The organism is Streptomyces sp. DvalAA-14, from assembly GCF_900091855.1.
In the GTDB taxonomy this organism is placed as follows: Bacteria; Actinomycetota; Actinomycetes; order Streptomycetales; family Streptomycetaceae; genus Actinacidiphila.
Map to the genome: position 1 here is coordinate 1 of NZ_FMCH01000014.1, position 23,683 is coordinate 23,683.

Sequence of the window (23,683 nt, forward strand, 5' to 3'; positions counted from 1 at the left end):
GCCGGCCCCGGCGGTCCCGCCGCCCGCCCCGCGGAACGTTCCGGGCCGCCCCCGGCCCGGGCCGCCGCCGCGGCGCCCAGCGGCTACGAGAGCCCGCCGCCCCCGCCCGACGACCACCCGGACTACGCCCCGATCGAAGACGACATCCCGGAGGACGACGACCCCGGCCTGGTCGACTCCGCACCCAGCGGCCACGACCTGTTCATCAAAGAACTGGGTGCCACCGTGATCGAGGAGATCAGCCATGGCTGACGCGCTGGCCGTGGCTGGCTGACCTGCGGATTCGATGAGACGGACCTGGCGTCGTACCGGCCTGGTTCCGGCGTCCTGCTCCCGGTGGACGCGACATCGTCCTGATCCTCCGTACGGTGTAGGGCGCTGCGCCGTACGAGCACGTAGGCTCGCCCTGTCATGCGGTCGCGCGCCGGGCGGCACTCCAGCCGCACCCCAGCCATCCGGCCAGTTCACCGGCCAGTTCACCGGCCAGCCCACCCGACCACTCAGCCACAGCCGCACAGTCGCACGTCAGGAGCGAGACCATGATCCCCGGTGACCAGCCGAACATGCAGGCGCTGCTCCAGCAGGCCCAGAAGATGCAGCAGGATCTCGCCGCCGCCCAGCAGGAGCTGGCCGACGCCGAGGTGGAGGGTTCCGCGGGCGGTGGCCTGGTCCGGGCAACGGTGACCGGCGCCGGCGAGCTGCGCGCGCTGGTGATCGACCCCCAGGTCGTCGACCCGGATGACACCGAAACCCTCGCCGACCTGGTGGTGGCCGCCGTCCACAACGCGAACGAGGCCGCTCAGCAGCTGCAGCAGACCAAGCTGGGCCCGCTCACCGAGGGCCTCTCCGGCATGCCCGGCCTCCCGTTCTGATCCGTGAGTGACCGTCGACGTTCCGACAGCCGGGCAACGCAACCAGTGAAGGAAGGCGCGTAGGCGTGTACGAAGGCGTGGTTCAGGACCTGATCGACGAACTGGGCAGGCTGCCCGGCGTGGGTCCGAAGAGTGCTCAGCGGATCGCCTTCCACATCCTGCAGGCCGACCCCGCCGACGTACGCCGCCTCGCGCACGTGCTTTCCGAGGTCAAGGCGAAGGTGCGGTTCTGCGCGGTGTGCGGGAATGTCGCGCAGGACGAGCTGTGCCGGGTGTGCCGCGATCCGCGCCGCGACCCCACGGTGATCTGCGTGGTCGAGGAGCCCAAGGACGTGGTGGCGGTGGAACGCACCCGCGAGTTCCGGGGGAAGTACCACGTCCTGGGCGGCGCGATCAGTCCGATCGAGGGTGTCGGTCCGGACGACCTGCGGATACGGGAGCTGCTCGCCCGCCTCGCCGACGGCACGGTCACCGAGCTGATCCTGGCGACGGACCCGAACCTGGAGGGGGAGGCGACGGCCACGTACCTGGCGCGAATGGTGAAACCCATGGGGCTGCGGGTGACGCGGCTGGCCAGCGGGCTTCCGGTGGGCGGCGACTTGGAGTACGCGGACGAGGTCACGCTGGGGCGGGCCTTCGAAGGAAGGCGGTTGCTGGATGTCTGACACTGTGGCGAGCCGGGATGCGACCGGTACGGGCGGCGTGACGGCCGGGACCGACGCGGCGGTCGGAACGGATATGGCGGTCGGGACGGATGTCGCGGTAGGGGCGGTCGGGACCGATGTGGCCGTCGGGACGGACGACGCGGCCAAGGGTCTCCGGCCCGGCGGCGCGCCGGAAAATGTGACCAAAAACGTGGCCGGGAACGCGAACAAGAAGCTGAACGAGAACGTGACGAAGAGTGTGACGAAGAACGAGAAGAAGGGCGCCTCCGGGGGCGCCGAGGAGCCGGACGAGTTCGCCGTGCAGATCACGGACCAGATCGAGAGCTTCATTCTCGCGGTCCGCGAGGTGGCCAAGGGGGACGACCCCGACAGCGCGGTGCCCTACCTGCTGCTGGAGGTCTCGCAGCTGCTGCTGGCCGGCGGGCGGCTCGGCGCGCACGAGGACATCGTGCCGGACGAGCGCTACGAGCCGGATGTCGGTCCCGAGCCGGACGAGGACGACCTGCGGCAGCGGCTGGCCGCGCTGCTGGAGCCGATCGACGTCTACTCGGAGGTCTTCGACCCGTACGTGCCCCGGTCCACGCCGGTGGCCTGCCGCATCTCGGACGACATGGCCGACGTGGTCGCCGACCTCACCCATGGGCTCGCGCACTTCAGGGCCGGGCGGATCTCCGAGGCGCTGTGGTGGTGGCAGTTCTCGTACCTGTCCAACTGGGGGTCCACCGCGAGCGCGTCGCTGCGGGCGCTGCAGTCCCTGGTCGCACACGTACGGCTGGACAGTCCGCTGGACGAACTGGACGGTCTGGACACCGGCGGCGACGGGGACGACGAGGAGCAGTTGGCCCAGGAGGCCGGCAAGGTGATGGAGGCCGAGCTGGGCACCATAGGCAGGCGCCGGCGGCGGTAGTCGCTGGTCGGTGGCCCATCGGTAGCAGGTGGCCATCGGTAGCGGGTGGCCACTGGCAGTGGGTGGCGTCGGCAGCGGTGGGCGTCGGTGGCGGGCGGAGGGGCGAGCGGGCCTCGGGCGGCTGGCCGTTGGCGGCGTGCTGGGGTGAACGGCGCGCGGCCGAGGGCCGAACGCGCTGTCTCATCATGCGATACGTCCCGGGCGCACCCGAAGTGCTCGTTAAACTGGGCCGACCGCATTCAACCCTGAGCGAGGAGCGCACATGGGCCTTGTCGTGCAGAAGTACGGCGGCTCCTCTGTCGCTGATGCCGAAGGCATCAAGCGGGTCGCCCGCCGGATCGTGGACACGAAGAAGTCCGGCCATCGGGTCGTCGTCGTGGTGTCCGCGATGGGCGACACGACGGACGAGCTGATCGATCTGGCCGAGCAGGTATCGCCGATCCCGGCCGGGCGCGAGTTCGACATGCTGCTGACCGCCGGAGAGCGGATCTCCATGGCTCTGCTGGCCATGGCGATCAAGAACCTCGGTCACGAGGCGCAGTCCTTCACCGGCAGCCAGGCCGGTGTGATCACCGATTCGGTGCACAACAAGGCGCGGATCATTGACGTGACCCCGGGCCGTATCCGTACCGCGCTCGACGAAGGCAACATCGCGATCGTGGCCGGCTTCCAGGGCGTGTCCCAGGACAAGAAGGACATCACCACGCTGGGGCGCGGCGGCTCCGACACCACGGCGGTGGCGCTGGCCGCCGCGCTGGACGCCGAGGTCTGCGAGATCTACACGGACGTCGACGGTGTGTTCACCGCCGACCCGCGGGTGGTGAAGAAGGCCCGCAAGATGGAGTGGATCGCCTTCGAGGACATGCTGGAGCTGGCCAGTTCGGGCTCGAAGGTGCTGCTGCACCGTTGCGTCGAGTACGCGCGACGCTACAACATCCCGATCCACGTCCGCTCCTCGTTCTCCGGGCTTCCGGGCACCTGGGTCAGCAACGAGCCCCCGGAAGGGCACCAGCCGCTGAAGCGGACCATGCCGGGATCAGCAGCGGGAGCGGGAGCAGGGTCGGGATCGGGTTCGGCGTCAACGCAAGGGGACAAGTCGATGGAGCAGGCGATCATCTCGGGTGTCTCGCACGACACGTCCGAGGCGAAGATCACGGTGGTCGGGGTGCCGGACAAGCCGGGCGAGGCGGCGACGATCTTCCGGGCGATCGCGGACGCCGAGATCAACATCGACATGGTGGTGCAGAACGTGTCGGCCGCGGCCACCGGGCTCACCGACATCTCCTTCACGCTGCCGAAGTCCGAGGGTCACAAGGCGATGGAGGCGCTGACGAAGGCGCAGACGCTGATCGCCTTCGATTCGCTGCGCTATGACGACCAGATCGGCAAGATCTCGCTGGTCGGGGCAGGGATGAAGACCAATCCGGGGGTCACCGCGACCTTCTTCGAGGCGCTGTCCAACGCCGGGGTCAACATCGAGCTCATCTCGACCTCCGAGATCCGCATCTCGGTGGTGACCAGGGTCGACGACGTGAAGCCGGCCGTGCAGGCGGTGCACTCGGCGTTCGGGCTCGACAGCGACAGCGACGAAGCGGTCGTCTACGGGGGCACGGGCCGCTGACGGAGTGCGGCCGGGCGGCACGAGGTTGACGCCGGCCGGCCGACGGCAGGAGAACGACGCGGGGCGCGACGATGAAATCGTTGCGCCCCGCATGCGTGTGTGACAAAGCCGCAGGTCTGGACCACTTGATCCTTTCGACCTCCCCGTTGGACAATTTGCTCTCCCTCGGCTGCAACCGACCGCCGTGGGGGAACGTCTTTGTGTCAGCGCACTGCGCCTTTGGCGCTGCACACCGAGCGTGATCCGGGGACATAGTCGGTGCAATAAGGGCATTGAGGAAGAGCTGGTACGCATGGGGATAACCGGCGCTCCGCGGGGCGGCCTGTCTTGCGCGTACAACCCTGAGGGGGGGATGCGTGTCCAACTGGCGTGGTGGAGGCTTTGGGCATCGAGACGGTATTCGGACGGCGGGGCGGGACGCTCGCCCCGCCGCGGGGCGGTGGTCTGCCAGTGATCGCGCCCTGGCCGGTCCGGGTGGCCGGCACCAGTACCACCACCGACCACGGGGACGCTGACACCGCGATGGCAGTCGGCACCACGGTCGACCATCTCACCGAGACCTACCGCGCGCACTACCGCTCCTTGCTCGGACTGGCCGCACTCCTGCTGGACGACACCGCTTCCTGCGAGGACGTCGTCCAGGAGGCATTCATCCGGGTGCACTCGGCCCGCAGCCGGGTGCGCGATCCAGAGAAAACGCTCGCGTATCTCCGGCAGACCGTGGTCAACCTTTCCCGGTCCGCGTTGCGCCGCCGCATCCTGGGCCTCAAACTCCTCTCCAAGCCGATGCCCGACATGGCCAGCGCGGAGGAGGGGGCGTACGAGATCCTGGAGCGTGACCAACTCAAGGCAGCCATGCGGTTGCTCCAGCGCCGGCAACGCGAGGTGCTGGTCCTGCGCTACTTCGCTGATATGACCGAGGCGCAGGTCGCCGAGGCCCTCGGAATCTCCTTGGGCTCGGTGAAGGCGTACGGTTCACGTGGCCTCGCGGCGCTGCGCGTCGCGATGGAGGCACCGGCATGACCACCCCCAACGCTCCCGACGACGCACACGGTATGGATCCGCAGAGCTTCCCGAACTCCCCTGACGATCGCCTTGGCGCCAAGCCCGGCGACGACCTCGGCGACCGCACGGACGATCGCCCGGACGATCGCGGTAGTGATCGCAGCAGTGATCGCCGTGATGACGGCAGCCGTGACGGCAGCGGTGACGGCATTGGCGACGAGATCGACGACGACATCGACCACCGTTTCGGTGAGGTGATCGGCGACGACTTCACCGAGACGGTCGATGAGGCGGCACTGCGCGCGATGATGCAAGAGGCCGTCTCCGGTCTCCACGGATCACCCGACGCGCTCGACCATCTCCGCCGGGCCATTCCGATCCGTCGCCAGCGCCGACGGCAGGCCCTGGTCGGCGCGGCGGCCGTACTGCTGCTGGCGGGCATGGCCGTGCCCGCGCTGCTCCGGGCCACCGGTACCGGCCACGGCGCCGACACGACGGCTGCGAGCACGGCCAAGTCCCACACCGGCGCGCCCGGCGAGGACGGACACACCAGCGCCTGGGGCGCGTCCAGTGGCCCTGCCGGGCACCCTTCCGCAGGACCGGGCCAGGGGCCGAAACAGCAGCAGCACCCCACCGGCGGCGCTGATGGGCCGTCAAGCCGTCCCACCAGGCCGTCGGACACGGTCGTGCCCGTACCTGAGTGCTCCGGCTCCCAGCTCGGCCAGGGCGCCAGCAACGCCGACGCCCCCGACTCCGGCGGCCGGGTCTACGGCTGGTTCCGCGTCGCGAACGTCTCCGACACCGCGTGTACGGTGCCCAGCGACGGCGTGGTCAACGCGGTGGCGCAGGGTGCCGCCGACTCCTCCAGGATCCAGATCGTGGACCACACCGCGGGCGACGCCGCCACCGGCTTGCCCAGCGCCCCCTCCTCTGGCCCCGTCGTCCTCAAGCCGGGCGAGGACTACGAGGTCGCCTTCGCGTGGGTGCCCGCGAGCGACGGCACCGGCGGCTGTCCGGTCGCTCCCACCACCCCGCCCACGACGCCGACCCCGTCGCCCACCCCGACCGACACCGTCGGCACCGACCCGGGCTCCGCCGACCCGGGCAGCTCCGGCGGCTCGGGGAGCTCGGGCACGTCGGACAACTCCGTCTCGACCCAACTCGGCGAGGACGCCCCGGTGTCCCCCGCCTCGGGCAGCGTCACCCTGAACCACACCCCCGCCCCGGGCGCTCCCGTGGTCGACGGGCCGGTCATCCAGGACGCCTGCGCCGGCACCGTCTACACCACGGCTGCCATTCCGGAACCGGCCGACACCCCGGCGTCCTAATCCGGCGAGCCACTGGCCCGGCGAGCCGGGCCTTCCGCGCCTGACCTGCCTCACCTTGCCGCTACCGGCCCGGGAACCCTGACACGGAACTCCCGGGCCGAGAGGGCAGGTCCTGCCGGGAACCCGCTGCCGGGCTCCCATCCCGGGGCCGGTTGTCGTAGCGGGCGCGGCTCCCCGTACGGTGGTGGTTGTGTACCGGTTCCTGCTCACCCGTGGCTGGCTGGCAGTCAGCGTGCTCGCGCTGCTGGCCATCCCGTCCTGCGTGTTCATGGGGAGCTGGCAGCTGAGCCGGTTCGAGGCGCGGGTCGGGCAGGACAAGAACTCCCGCCACGACCAGCATGTGACCGCCACCGCGGCGCCGGTGCCGCTGCGGTCCGTGCTCCCCGGCCCCGGGTCCACCCTCCCCGGTGACGACTCCGGCCGCATCATCAGCGCCACCGGGCGGTACGACACCGGGCACCAATTCCTCGTCCCCGGCCGCACCCTCGACGGGCGCAACGGCTTCTACGTCCTCACCCCGCTGCGAGTCGCCGGTGGCGCCGCCCTCCCGGTCGTCCGCGGCTGGCTGCCGGGCGACGCGTCCGCCGCCGAGCACTCCGGTACGGTGCCTGGCGCGCCGACCGGACCGGTCACGGTGGTCGGAGCCGCGCAGTACCCCGAGACCACCGACACCAGCGAAGCCCAGACCGGGGTGCTGCCGCCCGGCCAACTCGGCATGATCAGTGCGGCTTCTCTCGTCAACGTCCTCCCTTATCCGGTGTACGGCGGTTGGATCACCGCCTCGCAACCCGCCACGCCGCTCAAGGCAGTACCGCCCGCCGCGCCGCCGGACAGCGGTCTGGACCTCAAGGCATTCCAGAACCTCGGCTACACCGGGCAGTGGTTCGTCTTCGCCGGCTTCGTCGTTTTCATGTGGTTCCGGCTTGTCCGGCGCGAGGCCGAGACGCGGTCGGACGCCGCGCTCGGCCTCCTCCCGGAGGGCGATGATCCGGAACCCCGAGGCGGGGAACCCGACGGTGGGGAACCCGAGGGTGCCGGGCCGGAGAGTGCGGAGGCCGGGGCGGTTTCCCGCGCTTAGGCGGGGGCGGCTCGGCCGCCGGACCGTAGCGGCCGGTCGGAGTCGCTGACCGGAGCTGGTGACCGGAGCCGGCCGCCGGACCCGCGGGCTGGACCCTCGGCCCGAGTGGGCAGCCGGCAGCCGGACCGCCTGTCCGAGCCGCCGATCGGATCCCCACCCGGGCTGATCGGGACCCGGCGGGCCCGTCCTCGACCGGCCGCCTGCATCCCGGTCCCGCATGTCCTCCGCTCAGCGGGCCACGTGCCGCAGCGCGAAGGCCAACTCCAGGCGGACCTGCTTGATCCGCTCCTCCACCACCAGCGAGCCGTGCCCGGCGTCGTAGCGGTACACCTCGTGCGGCTTGTCCAGCTTCCGCAACTGCTCGACATAGTTGTCGATCTGGCGTATCGGGCAACGCGGATCGTTCGTTCCGGCGCTGATGTAAACCGGGACGGCGACCTTGTCGACGTAGGTGAGCGGTGAGGACGCTTGGTAGCGGTCGGGAACCTCTTCCGGGGAACCGCCGAAAAATGTGCGGTCCAGGGACTTCAGCGCCTCCATCTCGTCGGCGTAGGCCGTCGGATAGTCGGCGACCGGGACCGCGGCTATGCCCACCGTCCACGCCTCCGGCTGGGTACCCAGACCGAGCAGGGTCAGATAGCCGCCCCAGGAGCCGCCGGTCAGCACCAGCCGGTCCGGGTCGGCGAGTCCGGAGGAGACCGCCCACTCGCGGACGGCCGCGATGTCCTCCAGCTCGATCAGTCCCACCCGGTGTTTGAGCGCGTCCGTCCACTCCCGGCCGTACCCCGTCGAGCCCCGGTAGTTGACCCGGACCACCGCGAAGCCGTGGTCGAGCCAGGCAGCCGGCCCGGCCGCGAACGCGTCGGAGTCGTGCCAGGTCGGACCGCCATGGATCTCGAAGACGGTCGGATACGGGCCCACCGCCCGTTCCTGCCCGTCCTCGCCGTCGCCGGAGTCCGCGCCGGTCCGGGCCGGCCGCTGCACCAGCGCGTGGATGGGTCCGCCCGGCCCGTCCACCCACACGTCCTCCACCGGCACCGAGTCCGGTGCCCGCAGGCCCGGCGCCTCCAGTACGACGGCGCCCGCTGTGGACCGCACTATCGGGGGACGCTCGGCCGACGACCACAGATATTCCACCGTGCCGTCCGGCCGGGCCGTCGCCCCGCCGATCGACCCCGCAGGGGTCTCGAGCGGTGCCAGACCGCCGGTCGCCAGGTCGTAGCGGAACATCTCGCCGCGAGCGTGGAAGTCGTGCACGACCAGCAGCGCCGAGCCATCCGGATACCACTCGGCGTGCACGTCGCCCGGCAGGTCGATCGACAGCGCGATCTCCTCGCCGCTCGCCACATCCCAGATCATCGGCAGCCACCGGTCGGCGCGCTGATGGCCGACGAGCAGCCGGGTGTCGTCGGGCACGGGTGCGAAGCCGAGGCAGTCCAGGCCCAGTTCGCGAGTGCCGCCTTCGGTGTCGTCCAGCTCGGCGACCGTCGAGCCGTCCGTGACCCGGACGACCCGCAGCGCGCTGTGCATCGCGTCACCGTGCTCGGTGTGCTCGATGACGACCAGCGTGCCGTCCTCCGAGAGATCTCCGACGCCCGCGGATTCGGCGTGCCGGTAGATCTCGTACGGCTCGGCCGCATCGGGCCGCACCACATGTACAGAGGTGCCCTCGTCGTCCGTGGACCGGCCGACCACCGCCGTTCCGCCGACGCCCAGCGCCAGCCCGGCCGGGTACGACGCAGTGAGCCCTGCTGCGGCCGGTATGTCCTCGCCACCGCCGAACGGCTGTTTCATCCAGACGCCGAACTCGTCCCCGTCCGTGTCCGAGAACCACCACACCCATTCGCCGTCCCGGCTCAGGGCGCCGTCCGTTGTGCCGTTCGGCCGGTCGGTCACCTGGCGGCGTCCGCCCGTCTCCCGGTTCCACGCATACAGTTCATACGTACCCGTCACGTTCGACACGAACAGGCTGCGCTCAGGGGCATCGGCAGCCCACTCCGGCAGACCGACGCGCGGCGCGCGGAACCGCTTCTCCCAATCGGGCATGGACCCGCTCGCGGGTCCGGTGATCTCGTTCATGCCCCCATCATGCTCTGCCGCACGCACATTCGGTGAGATGGCCTGCGCAGCCTGTGGATAACTTCCGGCCGTGTTCGTCCCGCCCGCGCCGTCCGTTGTGTCGGTTATGCCGTCGCTGCTCCCGCGCCGGACTGGTCGGCCGTCCCGCGCACCACGACGACCGGGCACGGCGCGTGGAGTGTGACCGTATGACTGACGGAGCCGAGCAGCGTCGCGCGGAAAGTTCCGTGGCCGCGCACCCCCACCACGACCAGTTCGGCGCCCACCGCACGGTCGAGAATGGCCTGAGCGGCATTGCCCATCACCACGACCTGGCTCAGCGGCGCGGCCTGCTCGCCCGGCAGCGCGGTGGCGACCGCCTCGAACAGTGCCTTGCGAGCCGGCTCCTCCAGATCGAGGTCGGCCGGCAGTTCAGGCAGTCCGGCCCAGCCCACGGCGCCCGGCAGCTCCCAGGCCATGACGGCTTCGACACTCGAACCGGTGAGGGCGGCCTGGCGGGCGGCCCACCGCAGCGCGAGCAGGGAAGGCTCCGAACCGTCCACGCCGACCACGATCCGGCCGGGGGCCGCCACCGATTCACTCATCGACGCGGCGGCCGCCGTGCCCAACGGTCCGGCGGGCGGTCCACCGGCCGGTTCGCCCGCCGGCAGTCCCTCGAACTCGCCGTCCGGATCGGCTGTCGGCTCGACCATGGCCGTCTCCTCACGTTCTCCCCGCACACCTCTATACGCGGCTGCGCACGCCGACCGACTGCCCCCGCGGCGGTAACACAAACACTATATTCAATTCGTATAACCCATATAATTCCGGAAAGAGAAATTCGATGGAATTCATTGTTTGCCGCTGTGTTTCCGTGGGATGATCTCTACGAGCCCCTCGGGCGGGTGCGGTCGGCAGACGCCGGTCAGCCGACGCCGCCCAGGGACGGTCGAGCCCACCGCGACATCCCGCCACGCGGTCGGCCCTCCGTCATGAATGAGGTTGGGCAGCAGACACTTGAGCGTAATGGCCATCTGGTTCCTGCTGCCCACCGTGGCTCACGCCGCTCACCCGGTCGAGGGGAGCCCGGCGACGCCTGCGCCGGTAGCTTGCGGTCGCCCGAATCGTGGTTCGGGTAGTCGCGGGCGTCGGTCCCCTGCTGGCTTACGGGTGCGCCACGACGCATCCGTCCAGCAGCGGCCCCAACTCCTGAGCGACCGTGGTGAGCGCGCGAATGTTCTGTTCCGCGCGTGAGATGAGGATGGCACCCTCCAGCGAACTGATCATGAGGGTGGCCAGAGAGGAGGACTGGACAGGCGGGACGCCCATCGAGGTCAGGGCCTGGGCGACGGGCACGTTCCAGGTGGCAAAGGCCGCTGCGGCGGCTTCCCGGGTGGAGGCGGTTGACTCCGCGCAGTCCACCGTCGCCGCGGCCACCGGGCAGCCGGGCGCGAAGCCGACGGCCTCGAACTCGTCCGTCCATTGGCGCACCATGGCCGCGAACAGCAGGCTGGGCGTGGGTTCCTCGGGCATAGCGGCGAGGAAGCGGGCGATGCGTCTGGCCGCGTAGCGGCCGGCCCAGGTGACGGCCTCGTTGACCAGTTGCTCCTTGCCGCCAGGGAAGTAGTGCTGGAGAGAGCCGCGGGGCGCCTGGGCATGGGTGGCGACATCGCGCATGCCGGTCGCGTTCACCCCCTCGCGGCGGATGAGCTGGGCGGCGCTGAACACCATGCGCTCCCGAGGGCCGTGGGTGGGGCGCCTTGGGCCGCTGCTGGCGGTAATGGTGCCGGTGTCGGTGTGAGTGTCGGAGCCGGAGCCAGGTTCCGAGTTCGAGTCCGCGTGGGGTTCGCGGTTGGTGTCCGTGGTGGTGGGCGGCTGCTCGTCGTCGGCCGCTGTGCCCCCGCCTGCGGGCTGCCCTTTCGGAATCGCCATCGCTGTCCGACCACCTCTCCTGATGAACGACCGCTCCATGTAGGACACGCCGGCTGACTACCGCGCTCGCTGCGTCAGCCTATAGACGCCGGTCAGGCCCTCCCGGGTGCGAAGGCCACCGTCCGGTTCCAAGCGCCGGGCGAGGGCCGTCAGCAGCGCTGACCGTCCGTGCAGCACTGAGGCGGCGACTCGCTCCACCCCCCTGGCGCGGGCCCGGTGGAAGAGCAACTCGAGCATCGTGGTGGCCAGGCCTTGTCGCTGCCAGGCGTCGGCGATGAGCACGCCCAACTCCCCGACGCCCGGCTCCGGGCCGCAAGGAGCGGCGAGGCTGGCCAGGCCGAGCACATCGGTGCGGTCGGCGCCGTAGGCCACCACGGCGTCGTGCTCTCCGGGCGGCGCGGAGAGGGCGCTGTTCAAGTAGCCGCCGGGCCACTTCCGCAGCTGCCCGAAGAAGCGCAGGCGGATGGTTTCCGGGGAGCAGGCGGCGAACAGGGCCGCCAACGCGGGTCGGTCGGCCGGCTGGGCGGGGGCGACATGGCAGGGCAGGCCGGGCGGTGGGCCGGGTGGGAGCCGAAGGGCCGGAGAGTTGGACACATCCACTATGACAGCCGTCATAGAGCTCAGTATTATGTCGGCTGTCATAGAGGGCAAGTCCACGAACCACCTGGTGGTCAGAAGAACGACCAGAAGAGCGGCCAAAAGAACGATCAGGAAATAATCGGAAGAAAGAGGCGGTGCAAGGTGACGACGACGGGTACGGCGGCGGGGGCCCAACGGGCAGCGGTGGCAACGGAAGTGGGTTTCCTCGGGCTGGGTGTCATGGGCCGGCCCATGGCGCTCAATCTGGCCCGGGCGGGCATCCCCCTCACGGTCTGGAACCGGACATCCGCGCGCTGCGCGCCGCTGCGCGCGGCGGGTGCGAGCGTCGCGAGGTCGCCGGCCGAGGTCTTCCAACGGACTGACGTCGTCTTCGTGATGCTGGCCGACGAGACGGCCATCGATACGACTCTCCGGCGGGGCACTGCGGAGTTCGCCGGATATGTCGGCGGCCGGACGATCGTGCACATGGGCACGACGTCCCCCGGCTATTCGCAGGCGCTGGAGGCCGACGTGGCTGCGGCAGGCGGCAGTTACGTGGAGGCGCCCGTGTCGGGGTCCCGGGTTCCGGCTGAGCGGGGGGAATTGGTCGCGATGCTCGCAGGGGAGGAGGGGGCGGTCGGGCGGGTGCGTCCGTTGCTGGCACCGATGTGCCGAGAGGCGTTCGTGTGCGGCCCGGCGCCGAACGCGCTGCTGATGAAGCTTTCGGTGAACCTTTTCCTGATCACCCAGGTCACCGGCCTGACCGAAGCATTCCACTTCGCCGAGCAACAGGGGCTGGACCGGGGACGGTTCCTTGAGGTGCTCGACGCCGGGCCGATGTCGAGCGGGGTGTCCAGGATGAAGGCGCCGAAGTTGCTGACGCGGGACTTCGCCGTGCAGGCGGCCGCGTTGGATGTGCTGAAGAACAACGCGCTGATCGCCGAGGCGGCCAGGAAATCGGATGTGGCGTCGCCGCTGTTGGACGCGTGCCATGCGCTCTTCGCCGAGACGGTCGCCCTGGGCCATGCGGACGGCGACATGATCGCTGTCCTGCACGCGTTCGAGGCGCGCACGGCCGGCATACGCGAGGGCGGCCGGGTGACCGCCTGAAGAGAACCGGCTCCTGCGGCATGGGCGGACACGAATTCACCCTTTAGGCTGCAACCTCCGTACTTGCAGGATGAATTGACGTGAAGGGGAGGGCGGACCGATGGGCGTGCCGATTCGGAGGGCCGGGCAGGGCGATCGGGAAGCGGCGGTCGGGTTGCTGCACAAGGCGTTCGCGCGGGACGCGGTCAGCCGCTGGGTCTTCCCCGACCCGGACCAGCTGGAACGGAAGCACGGTGCATTGATGGCGGCTTTCCTGGACATGGCACTGACGGAGGGCTATGTGGACCTCGCGGAGGACGGGTCGGCGGTCGCGCTCTGGACGTCCATACCCGCGGGCGACCACGGGGACGGCGACCCGGTCGGCTTCCGTGCCTCGATCGACCCGGACAACGAGCGGATCGAGCAGATCGCCCGCCTCACCGGCGCCGCCCATCCGAAGGACAGGGCCCACGAGTACCTGATGCTGATCGGCGTCGACCCCGACCTGCAAGGTCAGGGCCTCGGTGGGGGACTGATAGCCAACGTCCTGGCCCGTTGCGACCGTGAGGGCCGGCACGCCTATCTCGAAGCGAGCAGCCTCCGCAGCCGCGCGCTCTACGAACGGCTGGGCTTCACATTCATGGGCCACACGATCGACCTTCCGGACGGTCCGCCGATGTATCCCATGTGGCGCGAGCCCCGGTCCTGACCGGACCCGTCCCCGTGCTTTCGGACGACATGCTTTCGGACGGCTGCTTTCCGACGACAGGCTTTCCGACGACCTCCGGGTCGCCGCTGACGGTGTGTCAGGGAGCGTTCCCCGCCGTGAGCAGGCGTACTTCCTCAGCCGTCCAGTGGCTGGCCGCGCCGGGCAGGTCGGCGAGGTAGGCCGCGGTCGAGGGGATGTCCCAGGCGTCGGCTTCGAGGAGGCCCGCTGCGAGGTGCTGGAGGTAAGTGGCGGAGGGCGGATTCCACTCGATCTCGGTCATCCGCCAGGGGGCTGTGAAGGTGAGCACGGGGAAGCCGTCGATCTCGCCGGGGCAGACCAGCGTCTCGTAACGGCCGGGGCCGAGTTGGGCGCGGCCTTCGGTGAGGGCGAGGGTCAGGTCGAGGTCGTGGCCGGGCGGGCCGTACATCTCCTGGGCGGCGATGTCGGCGAATTGGCCGGCGGTCACCAGGTGTGCCCTCGCCCGTACGCCGCCGGGCACGTCGGGGTCGTAGAAGGCCCGGCCGCCGGTCCAGACAAGGGACTCGGTGGCGAAGTAGACCCTGCCGGGCAGTTCGAGGGCCAGTGAACGCAGGGGCATGCGGGGGTCGCGGCAGCCCGGGTAGGTCCGGGAGCCGCCGGGAGCGGGACCGCCGGTGAGGTAGGCGCGCAGCCGGGCGGTGTGCATGTTGGAGCCGTAAGCGGCGTACCAGACCCGGTCCGGGGAGGGGGGAGCGCCGCGACCGGCCGGGACGCGCCCGCCGACGCCGGCCCCGCCGGGCCTTCCGTCCGGCCCGCCCCCCGCCGCCCTCGCCGCCCCCTGCCGGGCCCGCCGCGGTGGACCCGGTGCACCGGTCGACCGCCGGTCACGTGTCACCTCTCCGCAAAGGGGTGGCGCCACCGCTGCCGGCCGGAGTCGAGGTGCGGCCCCGACGGACTCGGTCCCCCGGACACGGAGACCGAAAACAACGCAGACAAGGAGCATGACGAATGACCGCTGACCCGCTGGACCTTCGCATCGGCCCGCCCACCTTCGGCAGTGAACGCGAAATGCTTCGCGCCTTTCTGGACTACCATCGCGCGACCCTCGCCATGAAGTGCGAAGGACTCACCGACGACGAGCTGCGGCAGCAGTCGATGCCGCCCTCCACCCTCAGCCTGCTCGGCCTGGTACGGCACCTGGCGGAGGTGGAACGTGCCTGGTTCCGCCGGGTGTTCGAAGACGGCGCCGCGCCGATGCTCTGGTCCGACACCATCGACTTCCAGGCGGCCTACGACGCGAGCCGGTCCTCGCGGGCGGAGGCGTTCCCGGCCTGGGAGGCGGAGGTGGAGAACTCGCGGCGCATCGAGCGGGAGGCCGAGTCGCTGGACGCGGCGGGTCGTCAGCCGCGCTGGGAGGAGGAGGTCTCCCTGCGGATGGTGATGATCCACGTCCTGCTGGAGTACGGCCGGCACAATGGCCACGCGGACTTCCTGCGCGAGGGCATCGACGGGACGGTGGGCGCCTGAGCCGTTGGCGTCCTGGGCCTGGGTCTCGGCGCGTTCCCGCCCGGGCCACGACCGGGTGCCGCTACCGTGACGTTTCCGGAGAATCCCAGAACTCCCTGAGCTGAGGAAACACCGCAGCCGATGCCCGCAGCAGACACCGCCCCGCAGCCCTCCGGCGCGCCCGTGATCATGGGCGGTACGCCTGGTTCCTTCGCCCGGAAGGTGCTCACCGAGCGACATCCGGCGCTCATCCAGCAGGTACGGGCCGCCATCCCGTACGGGCCGCCGGAGCTGCAGGCGCTCCATGTGCTGCTGGCGGAGATCCAGGGGGAGGCGATCAGCCCGCTGCCGGCCGGTGCCCACGGCAGCGAGCACTGGAACGAGTGGGGAGCGGCCTACTTCGGCCGGTCATGGCTCGATGTGCCCTTCCTGTGGGCGGAGAGCTACTTCTACCGCAGGCTGCTGCAGGCTGTCGGCTACTTCGAGGCCGGGCCGTGGCAGGGCGTCGACCCGTTCGGGCCGGCCAAGCGCGCCGAGTTGAAGAGCAGGGCCGTCGCGGAGGAGTTGGCCGCGCTGGACGAACTCGCGGGTCTGCCGCCCGAAGCCCGGGACGAGGCGGTGCTGCAAGGGGCGTTGTGGGGCAACCGGGCGGATCTGGGGTTCCGCGTTTCCGCCGGCGGAGCAGCCGAGGGCGCCGGACCCGGCCACGTCATGGTGGATGACAGCGCCGTGCTGTGGGAGTCGGCGGTGCCGCCGGGCGCGGTCCATGTGCTGGCGGACAATGCCGGCCGCGAGTTGACCGCCGACCTGATCCTGATCGACCACCTCCTGCACACCGGGCGGGCGGCCACTGTGGTGCTGCACGTCAAGCCGTATCCGTACTTCGTCTCCGATGCCACGACCGCGGATGTCGTGGACTGTCTGCGACGTATGAAGGAGGCGACCGGGCGGGCGGCCGAGACCGGGGACCGATTGTGGCAGGACATGAACAGCGGGCGGCTGGGGTTGCGGACGCATTACTTCTCCTGTGCGCCGCTGCCGTACACCGCCATGCCCGACGATCTGCGGGCCGACCTCGCGCGCGCGACCCTGACCCTCTCCAAGGGCGACTTGAACTACCGCCGCCTCGTCGGCGACCAGCACTGGCCGGCCACCACCTCCTTCACCGAGCTGACCTCCTACGTCCCCGGCGACGGTCCGCTGATCGCCCTGCGCACGCTGAAGTCCGACGTCATGGTGGGCCTCGACGCCTCCACCCTCGCGGCGGCCGAGGCGAGCGGCGAGGCATGGCGCACGAGCGGCACGCACGCCGTGGTCCAAGCGCGCCGCCGATAGTCCACCGCTGATAAGCCCGCAGCCCATAGGCCCGACCCTGATAAGCCCACAGCCGATGGGGCGGCCCGGCCGCATAATGCGGAGGTGACGACGAGTTCGGTGCCTCTGGCGGACATACCCGCGCGGCCGTGGCTGTCCGCGGACGCCCAGCGGTGGGGAAGTACGCGCAGGCCCGAATGGGCGCGGCCGGTGTGGCCCGTGCTGCTGCTGACCGCCGCCACGCTGACGGCGTTGTCGTATGCGCCGGATCCGGTGTGCACCACCGCGGCTCCCTGCGGGGCCGACTGGGCGGACCGGGTGGGGCTGTTGCTGTTCCTGCCGCATCTGCTGTGGCTGCTCGCGCTGCCGGAGGCCGCCCTGGCTTCCTCGGTGGTGCTGCTGCTGTACATGGCCGAGCCCGGGCAGTGGCAGGGTGGCGCTGTCGAGAAGATCGCGGACGGTTTCGTCGTCCTGGGGCTGTGCTGGGGCGTGGCCGCCGCGGTGGCGCGGTTGCGGACGCGGCACCGTCAGCGGGCCCGGATCCTCGACGCGGCAGGCGGCTTCACCGCCGTCGCCCCGCTGCCGGAGGGTCGTTTCGCCCGTCCCTACCGGGGGTTGCTGCGTTACGGGCTGGGCGCCCTGCTGTGCGTGGCGGCCGGAATCCTGATCGCCACCGTCGTGAGCCAGAACCAAGCGGACGCGCGTACGGCGCGTGCTGCGTTGGCGCAGGACGTGCCCGTGGTCGCCTACGACGAGGGCGACGGCGCCCTGACGGTTCGCTTGCCCGATGGCGCGCGGCACCGGTTCGGTGTGGACGGCGACTATGGACACGTCCACCGGGTACGGGTGCTGGCGCGCGGCGACTGGGTCCGCCTGGCGGCTGAGCCGTACGGGGTCGGCCGCGACGACCGGCAGGTGCTGGCGCTCGCCCTGGGCGGACTCGGCGTGGTCCTGGTGAGCTGCGGGCTGTTCGCGCGCGAGCGGGCGGCGCGGCTGCGTCGCGCCCCGGTCCCGGTGCTCCGGGTGCTGAGTCGCCGCCGCGGCGAGCAGACGGAGGTGTTCGCCCAGGACGACACGGCCGGTCTGCGGCCGGTGCTGCACTACACGCCTTACCGCCCGCCGGGCGCCGCGGCCCGCGCCGAGGTCCACGCGCAAACCACAAGTACCACCGGCACCGCCGCCCCGGCCCCCACCGGGTCCGACGCGGACGCCCTCGCCGACGCCCCCGCTAACGCCCCGACCGACACGGGCTCCGGCAGCCGCCCCGAACTGGAGCAGTCCCTGCTCTACGGAGCTGTTGTCGAGGGCGGCGAACTGGTGCTGGCGCGCTTCGGGAAGGACGGGCGGCGGCTCGTCGAGCTGACGGTGACCTCGGTACAGCGCGGCGCCGGCGACCTCGACGATGACCCCGATGACGACGATGACGACGATGACGACGGCGACGACGGCGACGCGGACGACGACGAGAACGACGAACCCTTGGACGAGCGTTCTCGCCAGTACCGTCGGGACGCCGAACTCCGGGTCCAGCGTGCTCTCAAGACCATGCGCCCGGCCACCGGCCGCGTTCGGTGGCACGCGGGGCCGGTGCACCGCCTCATAGCGGTGACGCTCGCCCTGGCGGTGGCCGGGCTGCTGCTCTGGAACTCCCGGCGCGCCGCCACGTCCTGGTGGGACGACCTCGCCCTGGTCGTCGGGGCCCTGATATGGCTGAAGCACCTCGGCAAGGTGCTGGCCTGGCGGATCACCGCCGATCCGGCCGGCATAAGGGTTCGCCGGCTGCTGCGCGCCCGCTCCGTGCCGTGGGAGGACCTGACCGCCGCCGACTACGCGTGGGACGGATATCTGAGTGTCCGGTGCCGTGAGGGGATCGAGGAGGCGGACCTCGGCGTCGTCGGTTTCCCGTGGTTCGAGGGAAGGCTGCACCGCCCCGGTCGCGCCGAGGCCGCAGCCGCCGAACTCACCGCGATGATCCGTGATCCCGCGCTGCGACCGCGCTGATCACCATGGCCGGGCCCGGGGGCCCGGGGGCCCGGGCCCCGCGGGGCGAGCGTGTGCGGCGTGTGCGGCAGGCGCCGTCACGGTCGGGCAACAAGCCCGCGCGCGATCGGGCCCGCTGACACACTGGCCGCATGGCAGACGACGAGTACCTCCTCGACGCAGCCCGGGCCGTGCGCCCGCACCTTCTCGAACTGGCGCCGGTCGCGGGCGAGTCGATCCGGACGGCGCTCAACCGGCTGCTGAACGCCCGCCCGGCCGGACCCGCCGAGGAGGTCGCCGCCGTCCTGCGCGCCGACGCGCGGGTGTGGACGTGGGTGCAGGAGTGGGTCCGGGAGTGGACAGCGCAGACCGGCGCCGACGGTCTGCCGGGGGCCGTCCCGTCACCGGGCGGAAGCGACCCGGGGCGCGTCACGTTCCCGCGGATCACCCGGCAGGGGCCACTGGCCGTTCCGGCGCCGGGGTACAGCTGCCCGGTGCACCGCTCGGGGCGGCCGTGGTTTCGCCACAGTGTCGCCGACCCGGTGCCGAAATGCCCCGAGCCCGGCTGCGGCCGGCTGTTCACGCCGGTGGACTGAGGCTCCGACGTGCCTGTCTTCTGGAACGCGCTGACCACGAAGCTCACCGATCGTTGGGTTGCGTCCGCCGGGCCGGCGTCCGTGTACTGGCTGGGGCTGCTGGTGGCCTGGTACGCCGGGCACGGCGGATCGGCCGCCGCCAAGAGGCGATTGGACATGCTGGGCGCGCAGCCCGCGGGAGTGCAGGTCGCGACGCTCGCGGCCGCGCTGGTGGCACTGCTCGCCTCGGGTGTGATCGTGCAGCGCCTCACCTATCCGGTGTTGCGCCTGCTGGAGGGGCACTGGCCCCGGTTCCTGGACCGGCCGCGGCGGCGGTTGGCCGGGCGGGCCGCGGGGCGTCGCGACGACCGCTGGGGACAGTGGTGCGAGCTGGAGGGGCGGATCCACGACGGGACCGCCCGCGACGCCGACCTCGTCCGCCACGGGCGACTCGACAGCTGGCTGCGCCACCGGCCGGCCGGGGCAGAGGCGATGCCGACCAGGCTCGGCAACATCCTGGGCGCGGCCGAGAGCCGCTCGTGGCACAAGTACGGCCTCGATGCGGCTGTGGTCTGGCCACATCTCTGGCTGTTGCTGCCGCAGCAGACGCGCGAGGACGTGGCGGCGGCGCGCAAGCAGGTCGACTCGGCGGCGGCTGCCGGGCTCTGGGCGTTGCTGGCCCTGCCGGCCGCCGTGTGGACGCCGTGGGCGGCGCCGGCCGCGGTAGCGGTCGTGCTCGTCTGCTGGGGCTGGTTGCTGCCGGACGCCGCGGTGGATTTCGGTGATCTGCTGGAGGCCGCGTTCGATCTCCACCGGATCGATCTGTACCGGGCGCTGCGCTGGCCACTGCCCGCGAATCCCGTCGCGGAGAGAGCGGCGGGGGAGAGCGTGACGGCGTACCTGCACCGAGGCGGCATCCGCCCGGAACCGGAATTCACCGGCGACCGGTGACGGGCCGCCGCTGGGCGCGGCAGCCGCCAGCCGCCAGCCGCCAGCCGCCAGGCCAGGAGGCCCGCGCCGGCGCCCGCGCCCGTCGCCCTCCCCCCTGTCCGTCAGGGACCGAAATGCACGAACGGCCCCCATACGAAGGGGGACGCCGCCTCGTCCCGCGCCGATCGCACGGCTTCGTGGAGCGCGCGCGCCGAGCGGTCGGCGTCGGTCGCCAACCGGTGGAAATCCGCGGCGACATGGGCCGCCGACCGATCTCTGACGGTCCACTGCGTACCGATGACATGGCGGAAGCCGGCCACGAGGAAGGCGCCCGCGAGGTGGGCGACCTCGTCGGCCAGGTCCATCGTCCCCGAGGCGGTTTCGCAGGCGGAGAGGAAAGCCAACTCCGGTCCGTCCAGGGGCAGATCAGCGATGTCCGTCGCTTCGAGCAGTCGGCGGGTCGGCAGGTAGTCGTACGGGAGCAGACCGGCGGCGGCGTCGGGAGCCAGCGGGTCCTGGACGGCGTGCCCGGCGAAGTGGAACCAGGAGTGGCCGGGCAGTTCGTCCAGGACGCGCTGCCGGGTGGCGGCCGGGCCGATGAGGTCGGCGCCGAGCGGGCGGGTACGGCGTATCCGGGTGAGTTCGGCGACCGCGTGGGGCAGGGGCTCGGTACCTGGCGCCTGGGGCGCCACCGCCAGCAGCCGGGGTGTGCCCGGCCGCGCGGCCGGCGGATCCGCGCTCGCCGTACGCCCGGCGAGCGCCGCCAGCGCCCGGACGGTCGGGGTGTACGACGACACCACGTGATCCAGCGTCCCGCCTGCCGGCGTCCCGCCCGCCGGACTCCCGTCCCCAACACTCCCGTCCCCAACACTCCCCTCCCCTGCAGGTCCGTTCCCCGCGCGCCCGCCTGCTGCGTTCGCCCCGACCCCGCGGTCGAACGGGTGGGACCCTGCCGCGTGCAGCGGCAGAAAGGAGAGCAGACCGGTCGGGCACCACCACACGCGCGGCAGGACACCGCCGGGCGCTCGCGGTCCGGCGAGGCCGAAACCGGTCAGCGCGGGAGCCACGGTGCTGTGCCACAGCCAGCGCAGCACGGCCGGAACCGTCGTACGCTCGGCGAACTGCCTTTCGTTCAGGGGCGCCTGGGAATCGCCGGCGGTACGTACCGCGGCCCGGAAGCGCGCGGTCTGCCGGATCAGGGTGTTCGCGGTGAGCGAGGGCAGCGGGCAGACCCGGATGCCGCCGCGGGCGATCAGGACGGCGTCGCAGCGGATGCGGCTGACGTTGAGGACGATCACGGTGCGGTCGCCGATTCCGTCGGCCAGGCCCTGAAAGGCGGGTGGTTGGAGGAAATCCGCGAAGAGCGGCAGCTCGCGGATCGTCCGGAGCAGCCCGGCTCGTTCCTCGGCCCACCGCGCGCGCTGCTCGGATCCCGCGGAGGCCGCCTCGCGGTCGTGCAGCCGGCGGCTCAGTTCCACGAACCGCCCGGTGGTGCGCGGCAGATGACGTGACAGATCGTCGAGGACGGTCCGGCTCTCCCACGCCCGGTCCAGCAGGATGCTCCGGCCCTGTTCGAGCAGTTCCACCGCGTGGGCGGGATCACCGGCCTGCAGAGCGCAGGCCGCGGCGTCGGACGCGAGACCGAAGAAGTCCGCCGCCACTCTCTCCCGGGAGCGCCGGTCGAGCGCGGGGGATGCCGCCTGGTCCACCGCCGCCAGTGCGAGTTCGTACGCCGTCACGGCGCCGCGCCAGTCACCGTCAGCGGCGGCATACGTGGCCCAGGCCACGGCTCCCCGGGCCCGGCGGGCATCGGGTACGTGCGCGGCGCCGGTGACGACGCCGCGCAGCAGGCCGATCGCTTCACGGCGGGGGGCGGGGTCGCCGGAGCGCTCGGATCGTGTCCGCAGGCAGTCCGCGAGGGCGAACACCGCGGCGGTGGCGTCGACCCGTTCGTCGGACCAGCGCCGGTGGATGTCGCGCAGCAGGGCTTCCGCCTCGTCCAGGGCCGCCTGGCCGGCGTTGTCCGCGCCGACGCGGTCCAGCAGGGTCAGCGCGAGGTTGAACAGGGTTCGGTCGCGGTCCGGTGTGTCGAGGTTCTTTGCGAAGCGGCGCAGGATCTCCCGGTAGCCGGCCTCCGCGTCGCGCAGCGCCTCGATGTCCTTGGTCTCCTGGTAGAGGGCCCGGTGGGCGGAGGCCAGGTTGCCGATCTGGACCGACAGGTTGCCGTGCTCGTCCGGCGCGGCCTTGACGGCGGCCTCGTACGCCACCAGCGCCTCGTCGAGGTCGCGGCGGCGGCGGGCGGTGTCCCGGCCGATGCCGTGCCGGTCCAGCAGGGCGTTGCCGAGGTGGGTGAGGACCACTTGGCGGAAGGGGTCGCCCGCCGGAGCCGTCGGCTCCGCCTCGCGGAAGCAGCCGAAGGCGTGGTCGAGGCAGCTGACGTCGCCGGAGTGGGCGTAGCGCAGCAGGAGGATCTGGCCGAGCCCGTTGAGCGCCACCCCGTAGCTGATGTCCTCGCGGGGCAGGCCCTGGAGGGCTTCGCGCAGATCGCGCTCGGCCGCGACGAGCAGCCCCCGACCGGGTTGCACCTGGTGCCAGTCCCCCAGGACGCCGGCGCGGTCGTGCAGGTGGCCGGACCGGGCGCCGTGGCCGGGCGGCAGGAGGTCGATCGCCCGGGTCAGTGCCGTGGTCGCCGCCTCGAAGTCCGCCGGTTCCTGGCTGCGTCCGGCCTCGGTCTGCAGGATGTTGCCCGACTGCGCGTGGAACAGGTGTACTTGGGGGTCGTCGTCTCCGAACTCCAGCGCCGATCCGATCGCCGCACGGGCCTGGACGAGCAGGTCGGCGTCACGGGTCACGTTGTACTGGTCGAGCAGGACGACGGCCGCCGTGTAGGCGTTCATGGCATAGGCGGAGCTGCGGGTGGGCGTCATCCGGTAGGAGGCGACGGCGAGTTGGACGGCCTCGGCGAGCTTCCCGGTACCGGCGCCGTTCTGGTGCTGGGCCCTGAGGTTGCCGGCGAGCATGGTCAGCAGCGAGCCGCGGTGCGGCGAGTCCTCCGGTGCCAACGTGAGCGCCTCGCGGCAGGCGGCTTCCGCTGCCACCAGATCGGACGGCCGGTTGGAGATGTCGTGCCGATCGCCCAGCGCGGCGGCCAGGTTGTGCCGGTGCAGGTACGCTTCCTCACCGGCCGGGCTGAGCCGGACGGCCTCCTCCAGCACGTCGACCGCCTCGTCGAAACGGTCCATGCCCTCGCCGGCGTAGGCGTTGCGGCGGCGCAGGGCGCGCCCCAACAGGCCCAGGACAGGGGCTCGATAAGGACTGTCCGCAGTCAGCAGCGCCCGGGCGCGGCGTAGTTCGGCAATGGCGGCGTCGAGCGTGGCCACGTCGCCGGAGCCGAAGAAGGCCTCCAGCAGCGCCTCTCCGCGGCTTGCGGCGGCCAGGGCGGCGGCGTCGTCGGGCACGATCGGCGTCCCCTGCGTCCCCTGCGTCCCCTGCGTCCCCTGCGTCCCCGGCGAACCGGGTGCTGCCGGCCCGCCGGGGTTCCCGCTGTCCGAGGCGT

20 protein-coding genes and 1 pseudogene are annotated in these 23,683 nt (G+C 71.6%); 15 read left to right on the forward strand and 6 right to left on the reverse strand.

Going from position 1 to position 23,683, the window contains the following annotated elements:
• The 8 genes and pseudogenes from GA0115240_RS00860 to GA0115240_RS00900 all read left to right on the forward strand — a co-directional run.
• Positions 1–252: pseudogene (locus tag GA0115240_RS00860) on the forward strand (DNA polymerase III subunit gamma and tau); the annotation flags it as partial.
• A 287-nt stretch (positions 253–539) separates the two neighbouring features.
• Entirely contained in the window at positions 540–872 is a 333-nt protein-coding gene (locus GA0115240_RS00865) for a YbaB/EbfC family nucleoid-associated protein (protein WP_093734713.1), read from the forward strand.
• Positions 873–937: 65 nt separating this feature from the next.
• Positions 938–1,537 carry a recombination mediator RecR gene (gene recR / locus GA0115240_RS00870; RefSeq protein ID WP_093734714.1) on the forward strand — a complete coding sequence of 200 codons (600 nt, stop codon included), beginning with the start codon at positions 938–940 and terminating at the stop codon, positions 1,535–1,537.
• Between the two features lie 238 nt (positions 1,538–1,775).
• Positions 1,776–2,444, forward strand: coding sequence for a DUF5063 domain-containing protein (locus GA0115240_RS00880; RefSeq protein WP_093734735.1), 669 nt, complete (start codon positions 1,776–1,778; stop codon positions 2,442–2,444).
• Positions 2,445–2,706: 262 nt separating this feature from the next.
• Positions 2,707–4,065, forward strand: coding sequence for an aspartate kinase (locus GA0115240_RS00885; RefSeq protein ID WP_093734715.1), 1,359 nt, complete (start codon positions 2,707–2,709; stop codon positions 4,063–4,065).
• Between the two features lie 450 nt (positions 4,066–4,515).
• Positions 4,516–5,088: a SigE family RNA polymerase sigma factor gene (locus GA0115240_RS00890; RefSeq protein WP_370673253.1), complete on the forward strand. Its 573-nt coding sequence runs from the start codon at positions 4,516–4,518 to the stop codon at positions 5,086–5,088.
• Entirely contained in the window at positions 5,085–6,398 is a 1,314-nt protein-coding gene (locus GA0115240_RS00895; RefSeq protein WP_093734716.1) for a hypothetical protein, read from the forward strand. The genes GA0115240_RS00890 and GA0115240_RS00895 overlap by 4 nt, the downstream gene beginning before the upstream one ends.
• A 190-nt stretch (positions 6,399–6,588) precedes the next feature.
• Positions 6,589–7,476, forward strand: coding sequence for an SURF1 family protein (locus GA0115240_RS00900; protein WP_093734717.1), 888 nt, complete (start codon positions 6,589–6,591; stop codon positions 7,474–7,476).
• A 228-nt stretch (positions 7,477–7,704) separates the two neighbouring features.
• Here the strand turns inward: GA0115240_RS00900 and GA0115240_RS00905 are convergent, their stop codons facing one another.
• From GA0115240_RS00905 to GA0115240_RS00920, 4 genes are all read right to left on the reverse strand, one after another.
• Positions 7,705–9,555 carry a S9 family peptidase gene (locus GA0115240_RS00905; protein ID WP_093734718.1) on the reverse strand — a complete coding sequence of 617 codons (1,851 nt, stop codon included), beginning with the start codon at positions 9,553–9,555 and terminating at the stop codon, positions 7,705–7,707.
• 104 nt (positions 9,556–9,659) lie between these two features.
• Positions 9,660–10,139 carry a universal stress protein gene (locus GA0115240_RS00910; RefSeq protein ID WP_093734737.1) on the reverse strand — a complete coding sequence of 160 codons (480 nt, stop codon included), beginning with the start codon at positions 10,137–10,139 and terminating at the stop codon, positions 9,660–9,662.
• A gap of 559 nt (positions 10,140–10,698) precedes the next feature.
• On the reverse strand, positions 10,699–11,265 hold the full coding sequence (locus GA0115240_RS00915; RefSeq protein WP_093734738.1) for a TetR/AcrR family transcriptional regulator: 567 nt from the start codon (positions 11,263–11,265) through the stop codon (positions 10,699–10,701).
• 258 nt (positions 11,266–11,523) lie between these two features.
• The gene (locus GA0115240_RS00920) at positions 11,524–12,081 is read right to left on the reverse strand and encodes a GNAT family N-acetyltransferase (protein WP_237554498.1); all 558 of its coding nucleotides are present in this window, start codon (positions 12,079–12,081) and stop codon (positions 11,524–11,526) included.
• 168 nt (positions 12,082–12,249) lie between these two features.
• Between GA0115240_RS00920 and GA0115240_RS00925 the strand changes: the two genes are divergently transcribed.
• Together GA0115240_RS00925 and GA0115240_RS00930 are read left to right on the forward strand one after the other, a co-directional pair.
• A complete protein-coding gene (locus GA0115240_RS00925) occupies positions 12,250–13,155 on the forward strand; it encodes an NAD(P)-dependent oxidoreductase (protein WP_256069383.1) in 906 nt (301 codons plus the stop codon).
• 100 nt (positions 13,156–13,255) lie between these two features.
• The gene (locus GA0115240_RS00930) at positions 13,256–13,843 is read left to right on the forward strand and encodes a GNAT family N-acetyltransferase (protein WP_093734721.1); all 588 of its coding nucleotides are present in this window, start codon (positions 13,256–13,258) and stop codon (positions 13,841–13,843) included.
• Between the two features lie 97 nt (positions 13,844–13,940).
• On the opposite strand, the gene GA0115240_RS00935 is transcribed toward GA0115240_RS00930, so the two are convergent.
• On the reverse strand, positions 13,941–14,528 hold the full coding sequence (locus GA0115240_RS00935; protein WP_093734722.1) for a histone deacetylase: 588 nt from the start codon (positions 14,526–14,528) through the stop codon (positions 13,941–13,943).
• Positions 14,529–14,830: 302 nt separating this feature from the next.
• On the opposite strand from GA0115240_RS00935, the gene GA0115240_RS00940 reads away from it, so the two are divergent.
• The 5 genes from GA0115240_RS00940 (at position 14,831) to GA0115240_RS00960 (ending at position 20,148) form a co-directional block, all read left to right on the forward strand.
• Positions 14,831–15,349 carry a DinB family protein gene (locus GA0115240_RS00940; RefSeq protein WP_093734723.1) on the forward strand — a complete coding sequence of 173 codons (519 nt, stop codon included), beginning with the start codon at positions 14,831–14,833 and terminating at the stop codon, positions 15,347–15,349.
• A gap of 120 nt (positions 15,350–15,469) precedes the next feature.
• The gene (locus GA0115240_RS00945) at positions 15,470–16,663 is read left to right on the forward strand and encodes a damage-control phosphatase ARMT1 family protein (RefSeq protein ID WP_093734724.1); all 1,194 of its coding nucleotides are present in this window, start codon (positions 15,470–15,472) and stop codon (positions 16,661–16,663) included.
• Between the two features lie 84 nt (positions 16,664–16,747).
• Complete coding sequence (locus GA0115240_RS00950) at positions 16,748–18,643, forward strand: PH domain-containing protein (protein WP_141708671.1); 1,896 nt, start codon at positions 16,748–16,750, stop codon at positions 18,641–18,643.
• A 131-nt stretch (positions 18,644–18,774) separates the two neighbouring features.
• Complete coding sequence (locus GA0115240_RS00955; RefSeq protein ID WP_093734726.1) at positions 18,775–19,218, forward strand: hypothetical protein; 444 nt, start codon at positions 18,775–18,777, stop codon at positions 19,216–19,218.
• 9 nt (positions 19,219–19,227) lie between these two features.
• Positions 19,228–20,148: a hypothetical protein gene (locus GA0115240_RS00960; protein ID WP_093734727.1), complete on the forward strand. Its 921-nt coding sequence runs from the start codon at positions 19,228–19,230 to the stop codon at positions 20,146–20,148.
• 101 nt (positions 20,149–20,249) lie between these two features.
• On the opposite strand, the gene GA0115240_RS00965 is transcribed toward GA0115240_RS00960, so the two are convergent.
• On the reverse strand, positions 20,250–23,585 hold the full coding sequence (locus tag GA0115240_RS00965; protein ID WP_093734728.1) for a CHAT domain-containing protein: 3,336 nt from the start codon (positions 23,583–23,585) through the stop codon (positions 20,250–20,252).
• Between the last annotated feature and the right edge of the window lie 98 nt (positions 23,586–23,683).